General features: G+C 45.9%; 15 protein-coding genes. 2 read left to right on the top strand and 13 right to left on the bottom strand.

Annotation, left to right across the window (positions count from 1 at the left end; all coding sequences use genetic code 11):
* Positions 1-31: 31 nt before the first annotated feature.
* From amj to MY9_RS02375, 5 genes are all read right to left on the bottom strand, one after another.
* A complete protein-coding gene (gene amj, locus MY9_RS02395) occupies positions 32-841 on the bottom strand; it encodes a lipid II flippase Amj (RefSeq protein ID WP_003234394.1) in 810 nt (269 codons plus the stop codon).
* 506 nt (positions 842-1,347) lie between these two features.
* On the bottom strand, positions 1,348-1,770 hold the full coding sequence (locus MY9_RS02390) for a pyridoxamine 5'-phosphate oxidase family protein (RefSeq protein ID WP_014662815.1): 423 nt from the start codon (positions 1,768-1,770) through the stop codon (positions 1,348-1,350).
* Between the two features lie 83 nt (positions 1,771-1,853).
* A complete protein-coding gene (locus MY9_RS02385) occupies positions 1,854-2,399 on the bottom strand; it encodes a GNAT family N-acetyltransferase (RefSeq protein ID WP_014662814.1) in 546 nt (181 codons plus the stop codon).
* Positions 2,400-2,480: 81 nt separating this feature from the next.
* Complete coding sequence (gene lyxE, locus MY9_RS02380) at positions 2,481-2,990, bottom strand: D-lyxose ketol-isomerase (RefSeq protein ID WP_014662813.1); 510 nt, start codon at positions 2,988-2,990, stop codon at positions 2,481-2,483.
* A gap of 15 nt (positions 2,991-3,005) precedes the next feature.
* Positions 3,006-3,866, bottom strand: a complete 861-nt coding sequence (locus MY9_RS02375) for an SDR family oxidoreductase (RefSeq protein WP_014662812.1) — start codon at positions 3,864-3,866, stop codon at positions 3,006-3,008.
* A 150-nt stretch (positions 3,867-4,016) separates the two neighbouring features.
* Here MY9_RS02375 and MY9_RS02370 point away from each other — a divergent pair, with 150 nt between their 5' ends.
* Positions 4,017-4,613, top strand: coding sequence for a class I SAM-dependent methyltransferase (locus MY9_RS02370; protein ID WP_014662811.1), 597 nt, complete (start codon positions 4,017-4,019; stop codon positions 4,611-4,613).
* A gap of 18 nt (positions 4,614-4,631) precedes the next feature.
* Here the strand turns inward: MY9_RS02370 and MY9_RS02365 are convergent, their stop codons facing one another.
* The 4 genes from MY9_RS02365 to pbpC form a co-directional block, all read right to left on the bottom strand.
* Positions 4,632-6,143, bottom strand: coding sequence for a class I adenylate-forming enzyme family protein (locus MY9_RS02365; RefSeq protein WP_014662810.1), 1,512 nt, complete (start codon positions 6,141-6,143; stop codon positions 4,632-4,634).
* Between the two features lie 211 nt (positions 6,144-6,354).
* Entirely contained in the window at positions 6,355-8,439 is a 2,085-nt protein-coding gene (gene mtlR / locus MY9_RS02360; RefSeq protein ID WP_014662809.1) for a mannitol operon transcriptional activator MtlR, read from the bottom strand.
* 186 nt (positions 8,440-8,625) lie between these two features.
* On the bottom strand, positions 8,626-9,528 hold the full coding sequence (locus MY9_RS02355; RefSeq protein ID WP_014662808.1) for an aldo/keto reductase: 903 nt from the start codon (positions 9,526-9,528) through the stop codon (positions 8,626-8,628).
* Between the two features lie 100 nt (positions 9,529-9,628).
* Positions 9,629-11,635, bottom strand: a complete 2,007-nt coding sequence (gene pbpC / locus MY9_RS02350; protein ID WP_014662807.1) for a penicillin-binding protein 3 — start codon at positions 11,633-11,635, stop codon at positions 9,629-9,631.
* Positions 11,636-11,785: 150 nt separating this feature from the next.
* Here pbpC and MY9_RS02345 point away from each other — a divergent pair, with 150 nt between their 5' ends.
* The gene (locus MY9_RS02345) at positions 11,786-12,073 is read left to right on the top strand and encodes an antibiotic biosynthesis monooxygenase family protein (RefSeq protein ID WP_014662806.1); all 288 of its coding nucleotides are present in this window, start codon (positions 11,786-11,788) and stop codon (positions 12,071-12,073) included.
* 5 nt (positions 12,074-12,078) lie between these two features.
* Here MY9_RS02345 and MY9_RS02340 read toward each other — a convergent pair whose 3' ends face one another.
* From MY9_RS02340 to pxpC, 4 genes are all read right to left on the bottom strand, one after another.
* Positions 12,079-12,324: a YczI family protein gene (locus MY9_RS02340; RefSeq protein WP_014662805.1), complete on the bottom strand. Its 246-nt coding sequence runs from the start codon at positions 12,322-12,324 to the stop codon at positions 12,079-12,081.
* A gap of 172 nt (positions 12,325-12,496) precedes the next feature.
* Positions 12,497-13,138 (bottom strand): spore germination lipase LipC, encoded by a 642-nt coding sequence (gene lipC / locus MY9_RS02335; protein ID WP_014662804.1) that lies wholly within the window; start codon positions 13,136-13,138, stop codon positions 12,497-12,499.
* Between the two features lie 63 nt (positions 13,139-13,201).
* Positions 13,202-13,954 carry an IclR family transcriptional regulator gene (locus tag MY9_RS02330; protein WP_014662803.1) on the bottom strand — a complete coding sequence of 251 codons (753 nt, stop codon included), beginning with the start codon at positions 13,952-13,954 and terminating at the stop codon, positions 13,202-13,204.
* A 15-nt stretch (positions 13,955-13,969) separates the two neighbouring features.
* Positions 13,970-14,977: a 5-oxoprolinase subunit PxpC gene (pxpC, locus tag MY9_RS02325; RefSeq protein WP_081483661.1), complete on the bottom strand. Its 1,008-nt coding sequence runs from the start codon at positions 14,975-14,977 to the stop codon at positions 13,970-13,972.
* Between the last annotated feature and the right edge of the window lies 1 nt (position 14,978).

Below are 14,978 nucleotides of genomic sequence, written 5' to 3'. Positions count from 1 at the left end.
AGGCTGGATCTTTTTGATCCAGCCTTTCTTATTAAAACCACTTTGTGAGCCAGGCGATATAGTAGGCCCCCGGAATAAACATGAGCTGGGCGAGGAGTGTGCCCGCCACCCTTGATGTAACCATTGTGACAGAGGTCCATTTTAAATAGATATAGCTTCGTTTTCCTTTTGCCACATCATCGGCAAGAACGGATACCTTAGGATCAACAAAAATGGCCAGCAGCATCGTCGCAATTCCATTGATCAAACCCGATGCCATGACGGCTGTCGTGCTGCGCTCCGGCGCCAGCAGGCCTGCGTACAAAGCCGAAAGCACGCCAATCGTATAAATCGATGTGATCAGCATGTTGATGACAAACAAACGCTTCGGAATCAAGCGCATATGAAATCCTTTTACATATGAAATAGACGGCAGACGCAAATAGGAAAGGGCATTTTTGAATCCTTGTTTCGAGAATCCCTTTCGGAATACTTGAAAAACGGAGCCGCCGCCGCCCGCCAAGTGAATAATCGCCCGTGAAAAAAGAGCGACAAAAGACGGGAGCAGGATGATGCCCAGGATGGTGCCGACTGTCGATCCGAAAATCAAGAAGCGGAACTGCTCGCCTACAATCGCCAGTGCGTTTTTTCCCGCATCATCAATTAAATGCCCGGTAAAGGGCTGCTGCACCATGTTCGACATTCTGGACACAATGACCATGACATTAAACAGGGAAAGCGCGGACGCAATAAATCCAACGCGGGCCCCGGAAAGCCTTGTGGCATAGGCTAAGGTTTCTATCGAATGAATCAGCAATAAAAAACAAAATATAAAAAGTACTTGTGTTGTAATGACATGCACGTTATTCTTCCTCCAATTTCATCCTAGAGATAAGACTGCAAAGAAGGCAATTAGGTTTCAGTACGATGTGTTTTTTGCAATAAAAAAACCGCCGGCGAACGCCGAGCGGTTTGTCTTATTCTTTTCTATACGCAAATAAAGATTATATCATCCGCCAGCTCGGGCGGGTTAGATTCATAAAGCATTGTTCCGAAGAATCTTTCTGGAAAGTAAACACCATGGAAATTTCTTGAACACAAGACAACGAAAGCCCTACCTCTCAATCGTCACTGCGGCTCCGAAGCCGCGCCGGTGTGAATTGTAAAACAAAAAAGTCTTTTTTCCATCTCATCGTTAGGGGCGATTTGTTATGAAGGAAAAGAATAAGGGCAGCTGATTATGCTGCTTGGGAAGCGGTAAGCTTCTCTCTCAAAACAGAAAAAAGAAGTTTACTTTCTTTTTTATTTGCTTATTTTTCTTACTAGCTATTCATAATAACATATCGCCCCTGAAAACACAATTATTTTTTACAGGTCAAGTGAGACCGGTGTTTTCTCTCCGGCATTCATTAATCTGATATCTTCCGGTTCAATTTCAAGAATCACCAGATTCGGATCATCCTTGCCATCAAACCAGCGCTCTAATTTAGAACTCCATATTTTGTCCTTCAGTTCTGCCGAATTGTTGATTTTGGCTTTTCCGGCAACTTCGACATAGGCGTCGCCAAAGCCTTCACAATCATAGCCTAATAAAATGTGGACATTGGGGTTGTTCTCAATTTCTTCCGCTTTATGAGTTTCCTTGCTTGTCGGTGTGTAAATCGTCAGCCCGTCATGGAAAAAAGTCATGTAGCGGGAATGCGGTTTGCCCTTTTGAACCGTTGCGAGCGAACCTACTTTATGGTGATCTAGAACATCAAGCACTTTTTGTTTTATGTCTTTCTGATTCATCTCGAATCACTCCTTTTTAACGTCTCCGCTGTTACTTTTCCACATCCGGGGAAGATTTAAACAAGAAAGTGTGCTCTTTATTTTCATCCTTTCCATTCATGCTTTAGCAAGCTGTAATAGATAAGATCATGGTGCCTGCCGTTTACGAATAAGCCGTCCCGTGCCCTTCCTTCCTCTAGAAAGCCGAGCCGCTCCGGAACCGCTCTGCTTTTTTCGTTTCCGACAGCCGCACAGATCGCCACACGATTCAGCTCAAGCTCTTCAAAAGCATAAGTAATGAGTTTTCGGCAGGCAGCGGTAATAATGCCTTTCCCTTCAAATTCTTTGGCAATCCAGTATCCGATTTCCGCTTTCCGATTCACTTGATCAAGGTTATGCAGTCCGATCATGCCGCATAGGCTGCCGTCATAAAGGAGCCCCGCCTCAATGCTGGTCAGATCAGCATATTCCCACCGCCAATTTGGAATGATCGTTTCTCTGTACGTTTCAGCGCTGCTTGGATTTTCCGCCCAAAACAGCCACTTGCCAAGCCGCTGCTGATTTTCGATAATGAGTTCGGCCAGCCGCTCCGCATCCTTCGGCTCCAATAATCGGATGGTGATGTGCTCATTTACCTTGCAAGTGAACATTGCCTCTCCCTCTTTCCTTTTTTACCCATTATAGCGATGATTCCGTTTTTTTCAATACAAAAAAGGATGGGCTGCTAAGCCTCATCCTTTTATCCTTGGATCGGTAAAGATATCATGCTTATCTGTGCTCGTCGAAGACATTTCCGTCACGACGGCTCCCTCTTCACCGGCTTGAAACCAATGCTTTGTATTCGGGGGAATCGTATATTGCCCGCCCGGTTCTAGCTCAATTTCGTGCCAGACCGTATAGTGTTCTCTGTCTTCCTGAGGAGGGAGAACCTTTGGCAGCTGCGTTTTTTCTCCTTCTACGTAAAGATACACTTTTCCGTAGCGGCAGCGGAAGGTCTCCTGCTTGCCTTCCTGGCCGTCGACCGGCGGATGGCGGTGTTCCGGGCAAGTCTGTCCCGGAAACAGCACCAGTTCCTTTGAACAATAACGGTCTGTATTGACGTAGACAAAGAGCTGGAGCCCGACTGTTTTTTCTTTTCCTAAGCCGTAGTCCATCAGCTGGATTTGGTCTACTTCCTCCTCCGTTAATACAATGCCTGCCTTTTGATAGTAGCTGTTCACTTCTTCTTTCGTGATGCCCATATGTCACACTCCCTCTTATGTCGTCACAAAATTACCGCCGTTGACATGCAGTGTCTGGCCTGTCATGTAAGATGATTCATCTGATGCCAGCAGCACATAACAGCCGACGTGCTCAACAGGCTGTCCAGGACGGCCCATCGGCGTATCTTGCCCAAATTGAGCGACTGTTTCTTCAGGGAACGTAGCTGGGATTAATGGCGTCCAGATTGGTCCCGGCGCTACTGCATTCACACGGATGCCGTCTTTGACAAGCGCCTGCGCCATTGTTCTTGTAAAGGCATTGATCGCGCCTTTTGTCGCTGTATAATCAATCAGTGTCGGGTTCCCTACGTACGGGTTGATGGATGTCGTATTGATGATGGCGCTGCCCGGTTTCAGGTAATCAATTGCTTTTTTAGTCAAATAAAATTGAGAATAAAAGTTTGTTTTGAATGTGCGGTGAAGCTGTTCGCTCGTAATATCTTTGATGCTTTCCTTCGGATGCTGTTCACCTGCATTGTTGACAAGGATGTCCAGGCCGCCTAGTTCCTTGACCGTTTTTTCAACCGCGTCATTGCAGAATTCCTCTTCACCGACGTCACCGGCAATCAGCAGGCATTTTACACCTTCTTGTTCAACGCGTTTCTTCGTCTCTTCGGCGTCTCCATGCTCATCCTTATATACAATAGCGATATCAGCGCCTTCCTTTGCGTAAGCGACCGAAACCGCGCGTCCGATCCCGCTGTCGCCGCCTGTAATGAGCGCAACTTTTCCTTTTAATTTGTCCGCTCCTTTGTAATTCTCGTACTCATACACCGGACTTGGATTCATTTCGCTTTCAATTCCCGGCTGGCGATTTTGGGTTTGTGACGGCAGTTCTTTTGGATAATGTGCCATGATGATTCTCCTCCTTTGGTTTCTTGTCTATTTGTTGTGTACCTCACACGCTCTTTGGATAAACATGGATTGGCACCTTCGCATTGCTTTATCAGAAAAATGTTTCACATGGAACGCTGGGAGGAAATAACTTGAAAAGGGGGTTACTGAATGATTAACATGCTTTCAAAAAAATTCAGCAGACCTAAAGGCGTCATCGGCATGATTGCCGGGTACATCATGGCTGCTGAAAATCAGACACTGAATCAGTGGACAATCAATCAGCTTGAGATCATGCGCGGGGACAGCATTTTAGAAGTCGGGTTTGGCCCGGGATATTGCATGCAGCAGATATTGAAACGCGAAAAGGATGTTCATCTTCATGGGATTGATGCATCAGAAGCCATGCTGAAGCTGGCCGCCCGCAGAGTGAAATCAAAGGGTGTGCGCCTGATAGAAGGAAGCGTCGAGACATTTCCTCTTTCCGCCTCGTTTTATGATAAAGTGATTTCCGTTAACAACTACACCATTTGGAATGACCAAACAAAAGGCATGAAACAGATTTATCGGGCATTAAAGCCCGGCGGCAAAGCAGCCATTACGATGCAGCCGCGGGAAGCGGATGCCAGCCCTGAGAAAACCAAATCATTTGGAAAACAGATGATTGCCGACTTCAAAGCAGCCGGCTTCGAGGACATTGATATACAATTTAAGAACATTAGGCCTGAGCTTGCCGTTTGTGCAACTGCAAAGAAGCCCGCCACATAAAGTGGCGGGCTTCTTCTTTTATGAATGTACAGCCTGGTTGCGCAGGACGTCTTTTTTCACCTTGCCGAGGTTGTTTTTCGGCAGTTCGTTAACGAATTCAACTTCAGGTATTTTGTAAGCGGACAGGCGCTCTTTACAAAATGCGATGACATCCTCTTCCGTTATGCGCTGGCCGCCATTTTTCACGATAAAAGCTTTCGGTTTTTCACCGTAAAGCGGGTCTGGTATTCCGACCACCGCCGTTTCAAGGATTCCCGGGATCTGCTGGATAACTTCTTCAACCTGATCAGGATAGACGTTATCGCCTCCGTAAATAATGACATCCTTGTAGCGTCCAGTGATGAAAATAAAGCCATCTTCATCCACATAGCCTGAATCTCCGGTTCTGAACCATCCGTTTTGCAGCACTTTCGCTGTTGCTTCAGGGTTGTCTTCATAGCCTTTAAATAAGAATGGAGTATGAACAACGATTTCGCCGATTTCTCCTTGGGGGAGTTCTTCTCCCGTCAGAGGATCTTCGACTTTGACTTTAACGCCTTCCACAGGTTTCCCCGCAGATGCCGCTTTATCCATTCCCATATCAGGCATCCATGTGCTGATTCCCCAAGCCTCAGTACTTCCATAGCCATGCGCGAGCGGAATGCCGATATCAAGATAGCGGCGGATTAGGCTGCTCGGCACTTTTGTTCCGCCTGTCATTAAAATAACAAGCGACGATAAGTCAGTTTGGTGCGTTTCCCACGCTTCAAGCAAATACGTGTAAAACACAGGAAGAGCCATCACGGTCTGAATTTTCTCTTCTTCAATGACCTTCAGCATGTGAACAGGATCTTGATCCTTTGTGAACACAAAGGTTGTTCCTGCAAACGTTCCAAGCATGATGCAAATGAGCGCACTCGTATGATAAATCGGATGGCACGCGAGAAAACGAAGGCCCTTCATGCGTGTTACTGAGCTGTTGGATTTTTTGACGTATCTGTATATGCCGCCATGTGTGATCATGCATCTTTTCGGGTTTCCCGTTGTGCCAGACGTGAACATGAGAAGTGCTGTATCATCTGGGGAAACCATTTCCGTTTCCGGCAATTGATCAGGACCGGCAAACAGCGCTTCAAATTCAGCAGATGTTTCATAAGCTGTTCCTGTCTCCATTGTTAAACACAGTGAGGACAATTCAGGAAGAATTTCATCCAGCGTCTCTTTAAACTCCGCTCCGTAAAACATCGCTTTCGGTTCACTTGCTTTTAAAATGCCTGTCATTTCATATGGTTTCAGCTGCCAGCTGACAGGTACAACAACAGCACCTATTTCAAGCGCGGCGAACATAACAGTTGATGCGGGATGGCCGTTTTTGCAAAGCAATGCAACACGATCGCCCTTTTGAATTCCTTTTTGCAGCATGGCATTCGCCAGCTGATTAATCCGTTTACGGTAACCTTTATATGTCAGTGTATGGTCTCCGCTTTTTACAGCCTCTATTTCTTCGCTATCCGGCATGTCATGCAGAATCAGATGCTGTAATGTTTCCATATCGTCATCTCCTATATTCTCTTGAATCTTCAATAATTTGTTAGATTTTCTTCCTTACCTCACCCATTTTAACCCAAAAAAGATAACTTGTAAAACTATTTCATTTTGGAATTATTCCAATACTGAATGATAAAATAGTCCCACATTTTCTTATTTTGTTCCCCATCCACAGAAAAACACACGCCAAATTTTTGACGTGTGCCATGAAAGATTACAGTATGTTTTTTTCTTTCATCCAAGTGAAAAATATGCGGTTTAACCGCTGATACAATTCTTGTTCTCCTTCTTCCTGAAACCCCGCCATGCTTTCTCCGCTCTCGATAATTGCCGAGCTGATCGCGCTTAAAATTTCCGAGCCTTCAGCAGATAATGAACCAGGCGCCATCATGACGAGGATGCGTGTCATGATGAGGGTATTTCCGTCCATGCCATCCACTTCATAGGAGGTGCTGAGATCAAACATTTTGAAAAAAGGCAGGACGATTTCATCATTTTTGAGATGATAAAGCGCCATGTTTGTTCCCGGGATGCCCAATCCCCCTTGTTTCTCCCGCTCAGCCAGGCAAACCGCGGCTTTTTTCGGATCACGGATCAAGCCATCCTTTTTCAGCTGCTGAAAAAGTTCTAACAGCAGCATGCTATGATCCGAGTTTGTTTTGAGTTGAGTTAGTGAAAAATGGCGTAAAACATCTTGAATAACCTCCATATACCGACCTATGCTTTCCGCCGCTTCCAGCATATCAGGTGCATCAGCTTGCTGCGTTTCTTCCTTGGGGCTTCTTTTTTTGTTAAGAATAAGGGGAATTTTCCGCTTGATATACTGCTTGACCTGGTTTGCGTCTTCCTCATTCAATAGCGGGCTGACCATGATGTAATCAATGTTTTCATAAGGAATTGGAACAGTGGACACAATCATATCATACGCTTGAACATCCTTCCCTTTTAGCTCGATCAGGGATGACATATCAAACGATTCAATTTCCGGCAGCTCTTTCTTCAGCCTTGAGGCAAGCATTTTCGAAGAGCCGATCCCGCTTGAGCAGACGACAAGCGCTTTCACTTTTGCTTCTTCTTTTTTGATTTCAAGAGCCGAGCCAAAATGAAGAACGATAAAAGCAATTTCATCATCAGAAAAGGACATGCCCGGAAAATATTTTTCGACGCCTTCTTCGATCGCCATGTAAAGCAGAAAATAATCGCGCTTGATCTGTTCCTTCATCGGATTGTATATCTCAATATTTTCTTTTATGCGGCTGACGGCCGGCTCCAAATGGGCGATCAAGCCTTCATATAAAGAGTAGTTTTTCGTGAGATCCATTCGGATTTTATCTGAAATAAAAGCAATGAGCCGCTTTGTTTGCAGGGCTGTTTCCAGCTCAATTTCCTGCGCTTTGTATTCTGTTTTGTATTTTCGATTGGCGCTTCGAAGGTGGATTGTAATATAGCCGACCTCTGCCTCGGGTATCGTCACGCCGAAGGCTCGTTCAAGCTCGCCTGCGATTTCAAGAGCCGAGCTGTATTCTCTCGCATTCTTCATCTCCTCAAGCTCATTTTGCTCCATGGTGATGGTTTCCCCAAGCTTAATCCGTTCGATCGCATACGTCAGATGGACGACGAGCGCTATATAGGAGCTGTCGGACAATGAAAAAGCGATTTTTTCCTTCAGCTGAAATAAGATGCGCTCCATTTTTAGCAGCTCACCTTTGCTGACAACACCGAACATTTTCTCAGAAGAATCAGGTTTTCCTTTGATGTTTAATTCAACCGCTTCCAAAAACATTTGGATGTCGAGGCGGTTCACAATCAAGTTGCCGACAATTTTCCGTTTCGCATTCTCCGGCCCTATGAGCTGGATGCCAAAACCTCTTTTGCGGATCAGAGTCAATCCGAAGGGAGAAATCCATTTCTCCAGCTCGTCTAAGTCATAGCTGACCGTGGCATTTGTCACCTGAAGATCATGAGCAAGCGTGTACAGTTTGACGGGCTCCTGAGACTCTAATAGCGAACAGAGAATGAGCAGTTTCCTTTCGTCCGCGCTGTATTCATGCTGTTCATATGATAAATCGGTGAGCAGCTTTTGTTTATCCTCGGGACTTCCCACTGCTTTCAACCCTTTGCCGGGCTGTTTATCAAGCGTAAGCCCGACGGTTTCCATCAGCGGCTTAATTGATTTGAGCTCCCTGTGAATGGTTCTCGTGCTGACCTCCATCAGCTCAGCAAGCTCAGTTACGGTTATATATCTATTTTGTAATAACAAGTGCTTTAACAGCTTTTGTTCTCTGGCAGTCATATACATAAAAAAAGACCTCCTAGACAATCTTGATGTGCGGATGAAGTCGCAAGGAGATGCAGTAGAGGATATAGAGAGGTTTCCTTTTAATATAAAACGCTTTCACAAAAGAATCAATCAGTTATAAATGGTAATTTGGCACTAAGCGGTGTGACAACATTGAAAAAGCATCAGCTGGTAAGCTGATGCTTTTTATGGAATATCGTAACCCTGTACGGCTGTAAAAATGCGAAACCATTGATCTTGGTCAAGCTTGTAGGACATCGCATTTATCGCGGCAGAAACCCGCTCGCGCTTTCCGCTTCCGACAATCGGCATGATGTTTGCCGGATGCGTATACAGCCATGCGTACATGACCTCGTCCAAAGAAGCGGCGCCGATTTCTGCTTGAACGGATTCAAGCGCCGTGCGGACACGCCGGTCTTTTTCCGTGTCACCAGTGAAAACTTTGCCGCCTGCCAGAGGCGACCAAGCCATCGGTGGTATCCGTTTTTCCTGACAGAGGTTCAAAGTGCCGTCGCGCACATTTTCTAATTCATATGCGGAAAGCTCAATCTGGTTGGTCACGAGCTTCTCAGGCAAATACGATTCCAGCATCCGATACTGGTGATCTTTAAAATTTGAAACACCAAAGTACCTGACCTTGCCAGAGCATTTCAGCGCTTGAAACGCCTCTGCTACCCCCTCCGGATCCATGAGCGGGTCCGGTCTGTGAATCAACAGCACATCGATATAATCCGTCCTAAGGTTCATAAGTGATTGCTCAACGGATGCCAAAATATGCGATTTGCTTGTGTTATAATGATGCGATCTGTGAGCTGGCCGTTCAGGCGATTCAAGAACAATGCCGCATTTTGTGACCAGCTCTATGTTTTCTCTTAATCCGGGCGAAAGGGCAAGGGCGTTTCCAAACAGCTTTTCGCACGTATAGCCCCCATAAATATCCGCATGATCAAAGGTCGTGATGCCGTGATCGATACACCATTCAATGAGACTCAGCAGTTCAGCATCTGAATAGTTCCATTCATTCAGCCGCCAAAGGCCGTGTATGACTCTTGAAAATTGAAGATCCTCCGCCAATTGAATACGTTGCATGCAAAATCCCTCTTTTCCTTGTATAAACCGGGTTTTGCCCCTTACTAGTTCATTCGGCCTCAGATCCCCTTTTTCCTTTCGCCCCTTTTAAAAAGACATTTTAATTCGATTGAAATTGCTTTTTCGCTTTCTCAACGACGTAGTGGCTGCCGCCGCGGTCCTGCACATTTTGGATCATCATGGCGACAAGCAGGTCTTTGTTTTTGTAATCGTAGCCGACAAACCAGCCATTTTCCGCGCCATCCTTATCATCTTTGGATGTTTTCAGCTCGGCTGTTCCTGTTTTTCCGGCCACTGTGATTCCTTTCACGACAGGCTGATAGGCTGATCCGCGCTCATCCTCGACAACGCCCTTCAGACCTTTTGTAATGTCTGCCGCTCCTTCCTTCGTGACCACTTGCTTGTGCCAAACATCAGCTGTTTGCGAGTCTTTTTTGATCAGCGTCGGTTTGACAAGGTCTCCATTGTCAACAAATGGCGTGTAAGCAGCTGCCAAGTGAAGCGGAGACATTTGCATTTGCCCTTGTCCGTAGCCTGTATCCGCAAGCAAAATGTCTGAATCAAGCTTGTCATTTGCAATAGACGATTTCTGGATCGGGAATTCATACGGAATGTCCTCTGAAAAACCGAATGTCTTCAAGCCTTTTGTGAAGGTGTCCGCTCCCATATCAAGCGCATTCTGGGCAAAATAAATATTGTCTGACGTAATAAGGGCATTTTCCAAATCGACTTGCTGAAGTCTCTCAGACACACGTGTCACTGAATAGCCGCCCCAGCTCGAATCTTTTTGCCACTCCTTACCTTTGATTGTTTTCTTTTCATCGGCTTTAAGGGTGCCGTTTTTGATTCCAATAGCAGCCGCAATCGGTTTAATGGTGGAACCTGGTGCATATGTCTTATTGAATTTCGCTGAAAACGGGTTGTTTTTATCTTTGTTTAGCTTTTTCCATTCCTTATCGCTCCAGCCGAAAATAAACCCGTTCGGATCGTAGGAAGGCGCGCTGACAAGTGCAAGTGTTTCGCCTGTCTTCGGCTGCAGCGCGACTGCCGTCCCGCTGTCATCCTTGAGTTCATCATACAGCTTCGTTTGCGTTTTAATATCAATTGTAAGATGAAGATCCTCGCCGTCCTTTGCTTTCTTTTCAGCGATGACTTCCCCGGTTTGCGGCACGTAAATTTTCCAGCCAGTTGTGCCTCTTAGCTTATCTTCATACACATTTTCAAGTCCGGCGATGCCGATGTTAGACGTATCGCTGTACGTTCCTTCTTTCTTTTTCTTTAGTTCTTCCGCTGTAATGGCGCGGACATACCCTGTCAAATGGGCTGTCTTTTCGCCATACGGATAGTAGCGGGAGCTGACATTCGTTCTTGTTACGCCTTGTAATGACGTCGCTTCAGAAACTAACTTCTCCTGGTCAGGCTTGACCTTTTTGAGCGGCACAAACGAATCGTCTTTTACCCAGCCTTGATCCAGCTTTTTCTTGATGTCGTCTTCAGTCAAATCAAGTTTTTTGGCGAGCTCTTTTATGACTTTCTCTTTTTTATCGCCAAGCTCTCCGGGAACAATCCCGATTTCCGGAACATCTGTATTGACGGCTAACCCTTTTCCATTTTTATCGTAAATTTGGCCTCGTTTCGGTTCAATGCTCATAATTTGCACGGTTTTGTCGTCAGCCAGCTGTTTGAAAATAAACGATGGGTCCCAATCTATATTCCATGACTCCTCGTCATCTGTTTTTTCTAATTTCAGCACAGCAGTATTCTTGAAGCTGACTTTGCCGGCATTTGTGTTCATGCTGACTTTATACGGGATATGTTTCATCGTCTTGTTGTCTTGATCGTCCTTATCTACTTCTCCCGCAGTGACTTTCAAATTTTTTACGCCGGCCTGCTCATAGATGGCTTTATACCTGTTGACGAAATCTTTTTTGGAGATTTCTTTTTTGACATCTTTAGTCAGGCTTTGATACATGTCATCGAATTGCTGATCGTTCCACTGTTTCACGAATGCTTCCATGCGATCCTCTGGTGAATCTGTTTTGGAGCATCCGATCAATCCAATCAACCCGACGCATAGAAATACTAGTAGAATACACTTTTTTAACATGACTTTCCCCTGCCTTCCACTTGTTATTTTCTCTTAATTGAATTGGTGCGTGCAAGATTTTTTTGAAAATGAAGGAAAAGTTCACCGATTTTGCAGAAATCTCCTATCGTTTGCTGTAGACTATTTGAAAAGACAGAAAGAAGGGATAGCATGGTCAGAGAGGCAGCAATGCTTCACATTAAAGAAGGGCTTGAACAAGAGTTTGAGGCGGCGTTCCGGCAAGCGGCGCCGATCATTTCCGGCATGAAGGGCTATATCACTCACTCGTTATCAAAATGCATGGAGGAAACGCATAAATATCTGCTTCTTGTGGAGTGGGAAACACTTGAGGACCATACGGAAGGCTTTCGCGGTTCTTCAGAGTATCAAGAGTGGAAAGCCTTGCTTCATCGGTTCTATACCCCGTTCCCGACGGTCGAGCATTTTCAGGATGTGTAATAGATTTATATAATATGAAGTGTAAAACCGATAAGGGAGACAGACCATACAAAAACGGCGGTATAAATATTAAAAGCGCCTGAGCCGTCATTTTCTTTTTTGCGTTCTTCAAGCCCCTGCATAAACATGACTGCGCCAAGAAAAACAAGCATAACCGATTGGATAACAGAGGTGTGTTCCGTATATTTAAAAGCAATAAGCGCCAATAAAATAATGATAACCGCAAAGGACATTTTAACAATGCGAAACAAAAGGACCATCCTTCCTTATATACGAAATATTGAACGTTATGGCTATATTTGCCTACGCCCTCCATTATTCTAGCGCACTTTTTGGGGATGTAGAACAGAAGAAAGGGAATTTTAAGTTTCTTTTAATATTTCGATCACACATAAAAAACGCGCCTGTCATGAGGCGCGTTTTCTATGAAACTGACAATTCTTTATAGCCTAACTTGTGAACGGCTTCAGCCATCGCTTGATAGCCTTTGCTGTTCGGATGGACACCGTCAAAGGACAGGTATTCCTGCTCCTTGCCTTTGAAGATACTGTAGGCATCCGCGATTTTGACATGGGGTGCTGATGCAAGTGTTGCTAAATGTGAATTGAAGGATGTGATCCATTTGCCGGCGATTTCAATGCTGGGAAACGGGTTGTATAAGTTGAACACACGGATGGCGTACGGGGAAGGGTTTTCTCCTTTGATCTCGGCGATCTTGGCAATCATCTTTTCAAAATTCTCATGGCAATGGGCGGATACACGGCTGAAAATTGTTTCATCCTTAGAGGTTTGGTAGGCTAAGACCGAATCGATAAGATCGTTTCCGCAGCCTGTGATCGTTATCATATCAGCATCTCGTATGCATTTTTGCACATAGGAATATGACAGGAGCCCCAAAATCTCCTCTGTATTCAGGCCTGATCTGGCAAATATGGCTATTGCCGTTTTTGTTTTCAAGTCAGCTGACATCATGTCTCCAAATCGCTGGACGAAGCCGGGTGAAAACAGCCCGGAGCCTCTCCCTGTCGTCAAGGAATCGCCCAGAGCTGTATATCGAAGCACCATGTTCTTTCCTCCACTCCTGAACGTCGATACGTTAATGTACGCAGCAGAGTAAAGATTGGCTACTTATGTATATCCTATTTTTCTTGAAATCTGTAAAGCGGCGTCCTTCACCTTTTCTGTTAAATAGGGCAGCCTGTCTTCTGTAAATCTCGCTTCAAAGCCTGCGATGCTAATGCCAGCTGCCACCTGTCGCTTATGGTTAAAAATCGGGGCGCCGATCGCCGCCGTATAGTTTTCGAGCTCTGAATAGCTGACAGTATAGCCATTTTGAACAGAGGCATCAATCTCCTGAAGCAGCTTTTCGGGATCGGTAATCGTTCCGGAGCCAATTGAAATGAGTTCAGTTTGTTTGATGTATGCTTCGATTTCTTCACGGGGAAGAAAGGACAGAATGCTTCTGGCGCACGCTCCCGCATACAGTGGGGAACGCCTGCCGATTGCCGTATACAGCCGTACAGTCTGTGTTCCTTCTATTTTCTCAACGTATATCGCTTCATTGCCGTCCCTCATGATCAACTGCACGGCCTCGTCCACTTCCCGGCACAGCTCTTCCATCACGGGTTTCGCTATTTTTCTGATATCCAGCCTGTCAGAGACAAGCTGTCCGAATTCCAAAAACACCAACCCCAGCGAATAAGCGCCGGACGCATCCCGACTGAGGAACCCCATTTCCTCCAAGGAGCTGACCATCCGGTGAACAGAGGTCTTCGGCATTCCTGTCAGCGCCACCAGTTCACTTAAGGTTAGGCTTGGTTTATGCAAAAACAAATTAAGCAGCGCCATAGATTTGACTACGGTTTTATTTTTATTCTGCATCCTTCATCCCCTTTGCTATGTCAGCCATTCCATCTTCATTCTCGTTTTCAGTTCTTTTATATGCTGTTCCCGTTCTACCGCAAGCGCTTCTGCCTCCTGAAGGGACACAGGCTCAAACTGGACGTGCTCGCCCGGCATGATTTGGGAAACAATCGGAAGATCAGCGGATATGATGTGCGCGATCCTCGGATAGCCGCCAGTCGTCTGCCGGTCTGCAAGCAGGATAATCGGGTTGCCGTCAGGCGGGACCTGAACAGTTCCAAACGAAACCGCTTCTGACACCATCTCAAGCGGGGCTTTCAGTTCGAGCGGCTCTCCTTTGAGCCTGTAGCCCATACGGTCGGATTGCGGCGTGACACGAAATGTTTCTTGATAAAAACGCGTTTTTGATTCTTCTGTGAAAAAGGCGAATTGCTTTCCTTCCAGCACCCGAATGATGGGATTCTTCTTCAGCGGCAGAAATCTGCTGCGGCTGACCGACCACTTCGGTGCTGCAAATCCCTGTTTTTCAAGCTGCAGACTTAAACGGGAAAGGATGGTTTGCGAAAGAGCTGACATCTCTCCAATAGACAGTTCATCTTCTTTTTGAAGCGCTCTGCCATGAAGTCCGCCGATGCCTGCTCTGACGTATGTGCTTTTACTTTCCATAACGGCAGGCACATTGATGCCGCCGGCTGCGGCTACATAAGCACGGCTGCCGAGCTTGCAGGGGCCAAAGCTGACCGTGCTGTTTTCCTTGACGAGCACAGGCTTCCATAAAGGCGCTTCCTCGTCATTAATACGCAGCGTGAAGTCCGCCCCTGTCACCGCAATCAGCGTCGTTTTTGCAAAATGAAACGACGGACCCGGCCCCATCATCGTTATTTCGAGACCTGCTTCATTTTCGCCGTTTCCGATCAGCAAATTGGCAATGCGCAGCGAAACCGTGTCCATGGCGCCGCTGGCCAAAACGCCGTATTTTTGGTAACCCGTTCTGCCTATATCCTGAACCGTTGTGAGCAGTCCGGGCTTTAATACTTTCATG

It is taken from the genome of Bacillus sp. JS, assembly GCF_000259365.1.
Taxonomy (GTDB): domain Bacteria; phylum Bacillota; class Bacilli; order Bacillales; family Bacillaceae; genus Bacillus; species Bacillus stercoris.
Note: the sequence above shows the minus strand (reverse complement) of the source record. Positions and strands in the feature narration are given on the sequence as shown.

What these genes read in the sequence shown, in the direction of transcription:
- MY9_RS02390 (WP_014662815.1), bottom strand. Translation starts at nt 1,770, where the DNA reads ATGAATCAGAAAGACATAAAACAAAAAGTGCTTGATGTTCTAGATCAC.
- MY9_RS02385 (WP_014662814.1), bottom strand. Translation starts at nt 2,399, where the DNA reads ATGTTCACTTGCAAGGTAAATGAGCACATCACCATCCGATTATTGGAG.
- lyxE (WP_014662813.1), bottom strand. Translation starts at nt 2,990, where the DNA reads ATGGGCATCACGAAAGAAGAAGTGAACAGCTACTATCAAAAGGCAGGC.
- MY9_RS02375 (WP_014662812.1), bottom strand. Translation starts at nt 3,866, where the DNA reads ATGGCACATTATCCAAAAGAACTGCCGTCACAAACCCAAAATCGCCAG.
- MY9_RS02370 (WP_014662811.1), top strand. Translation starts at nt 4,017, where the DNA reads ATGATTAACATGCTTTCAAAAAAATTCAGCAGACCTAAAGGCGTCATC.
- MY9_RS02365 (WP_014662810.1), bottom strand. Translation starts at nt 6,143, where the DNA reads ATGGAAACATTACAGCATCTGATTCTGCATGACATGCCGGATAGCGAA.
- mtlR (WP_014662809.1), bottom strand. Translation starts at nt 8,439, where the DNA reads ATGTATATGACTGCCAGAGAACAAAAGCTGTTAAAGCACTTGTTATTA.
- MY9_RS02355 (WP_014662808.1), bottom strand. Translation starts at nt 9,528, where the DNA reads ATGCAACGTATTCAATTGGCGGAGGATCTTCAATTTTCAAGAGTCATA.
- pbpC (WP_014662807.1), bottom strand. Translation starts at nt 11,635, where the DNA reads ATGTTAAAAAAGTGTATTCTACTAGTATTTCTATGCGTCGGGTTGATT.
- MY9_RS02345 (WP_014662806.1), top strand. Translation starts at nt 11,786, where the DNA reads ATGGTCAGAGAGGCAGCAATGCTTCACATTAAAGAAGGGCTTGAACAA.
- lipC (WP_014662804.1), bottom strand. Translation starts at nt 13,138, where the DNA reads ATGGTGCTTCGATATACAGCTCTGGGCGATTCCTTGACGACAGGGAGA.
- MY9_RS02330 (WP_014662803.1), bottom strand. Translation starts at nt 13,954, where the DNA reads ATGCAGAATAAAAATAAAACCGTAGTCAAATCTATGGCGCTGCTTAAT.
- pxpC (WP_081483661.1), bottom strand. Translation starts at nt 14,977, where the DNA reads ATGAAAGTATTAAAGCCCGGACTGCTCACAACGGTTCAGGATATAGGC.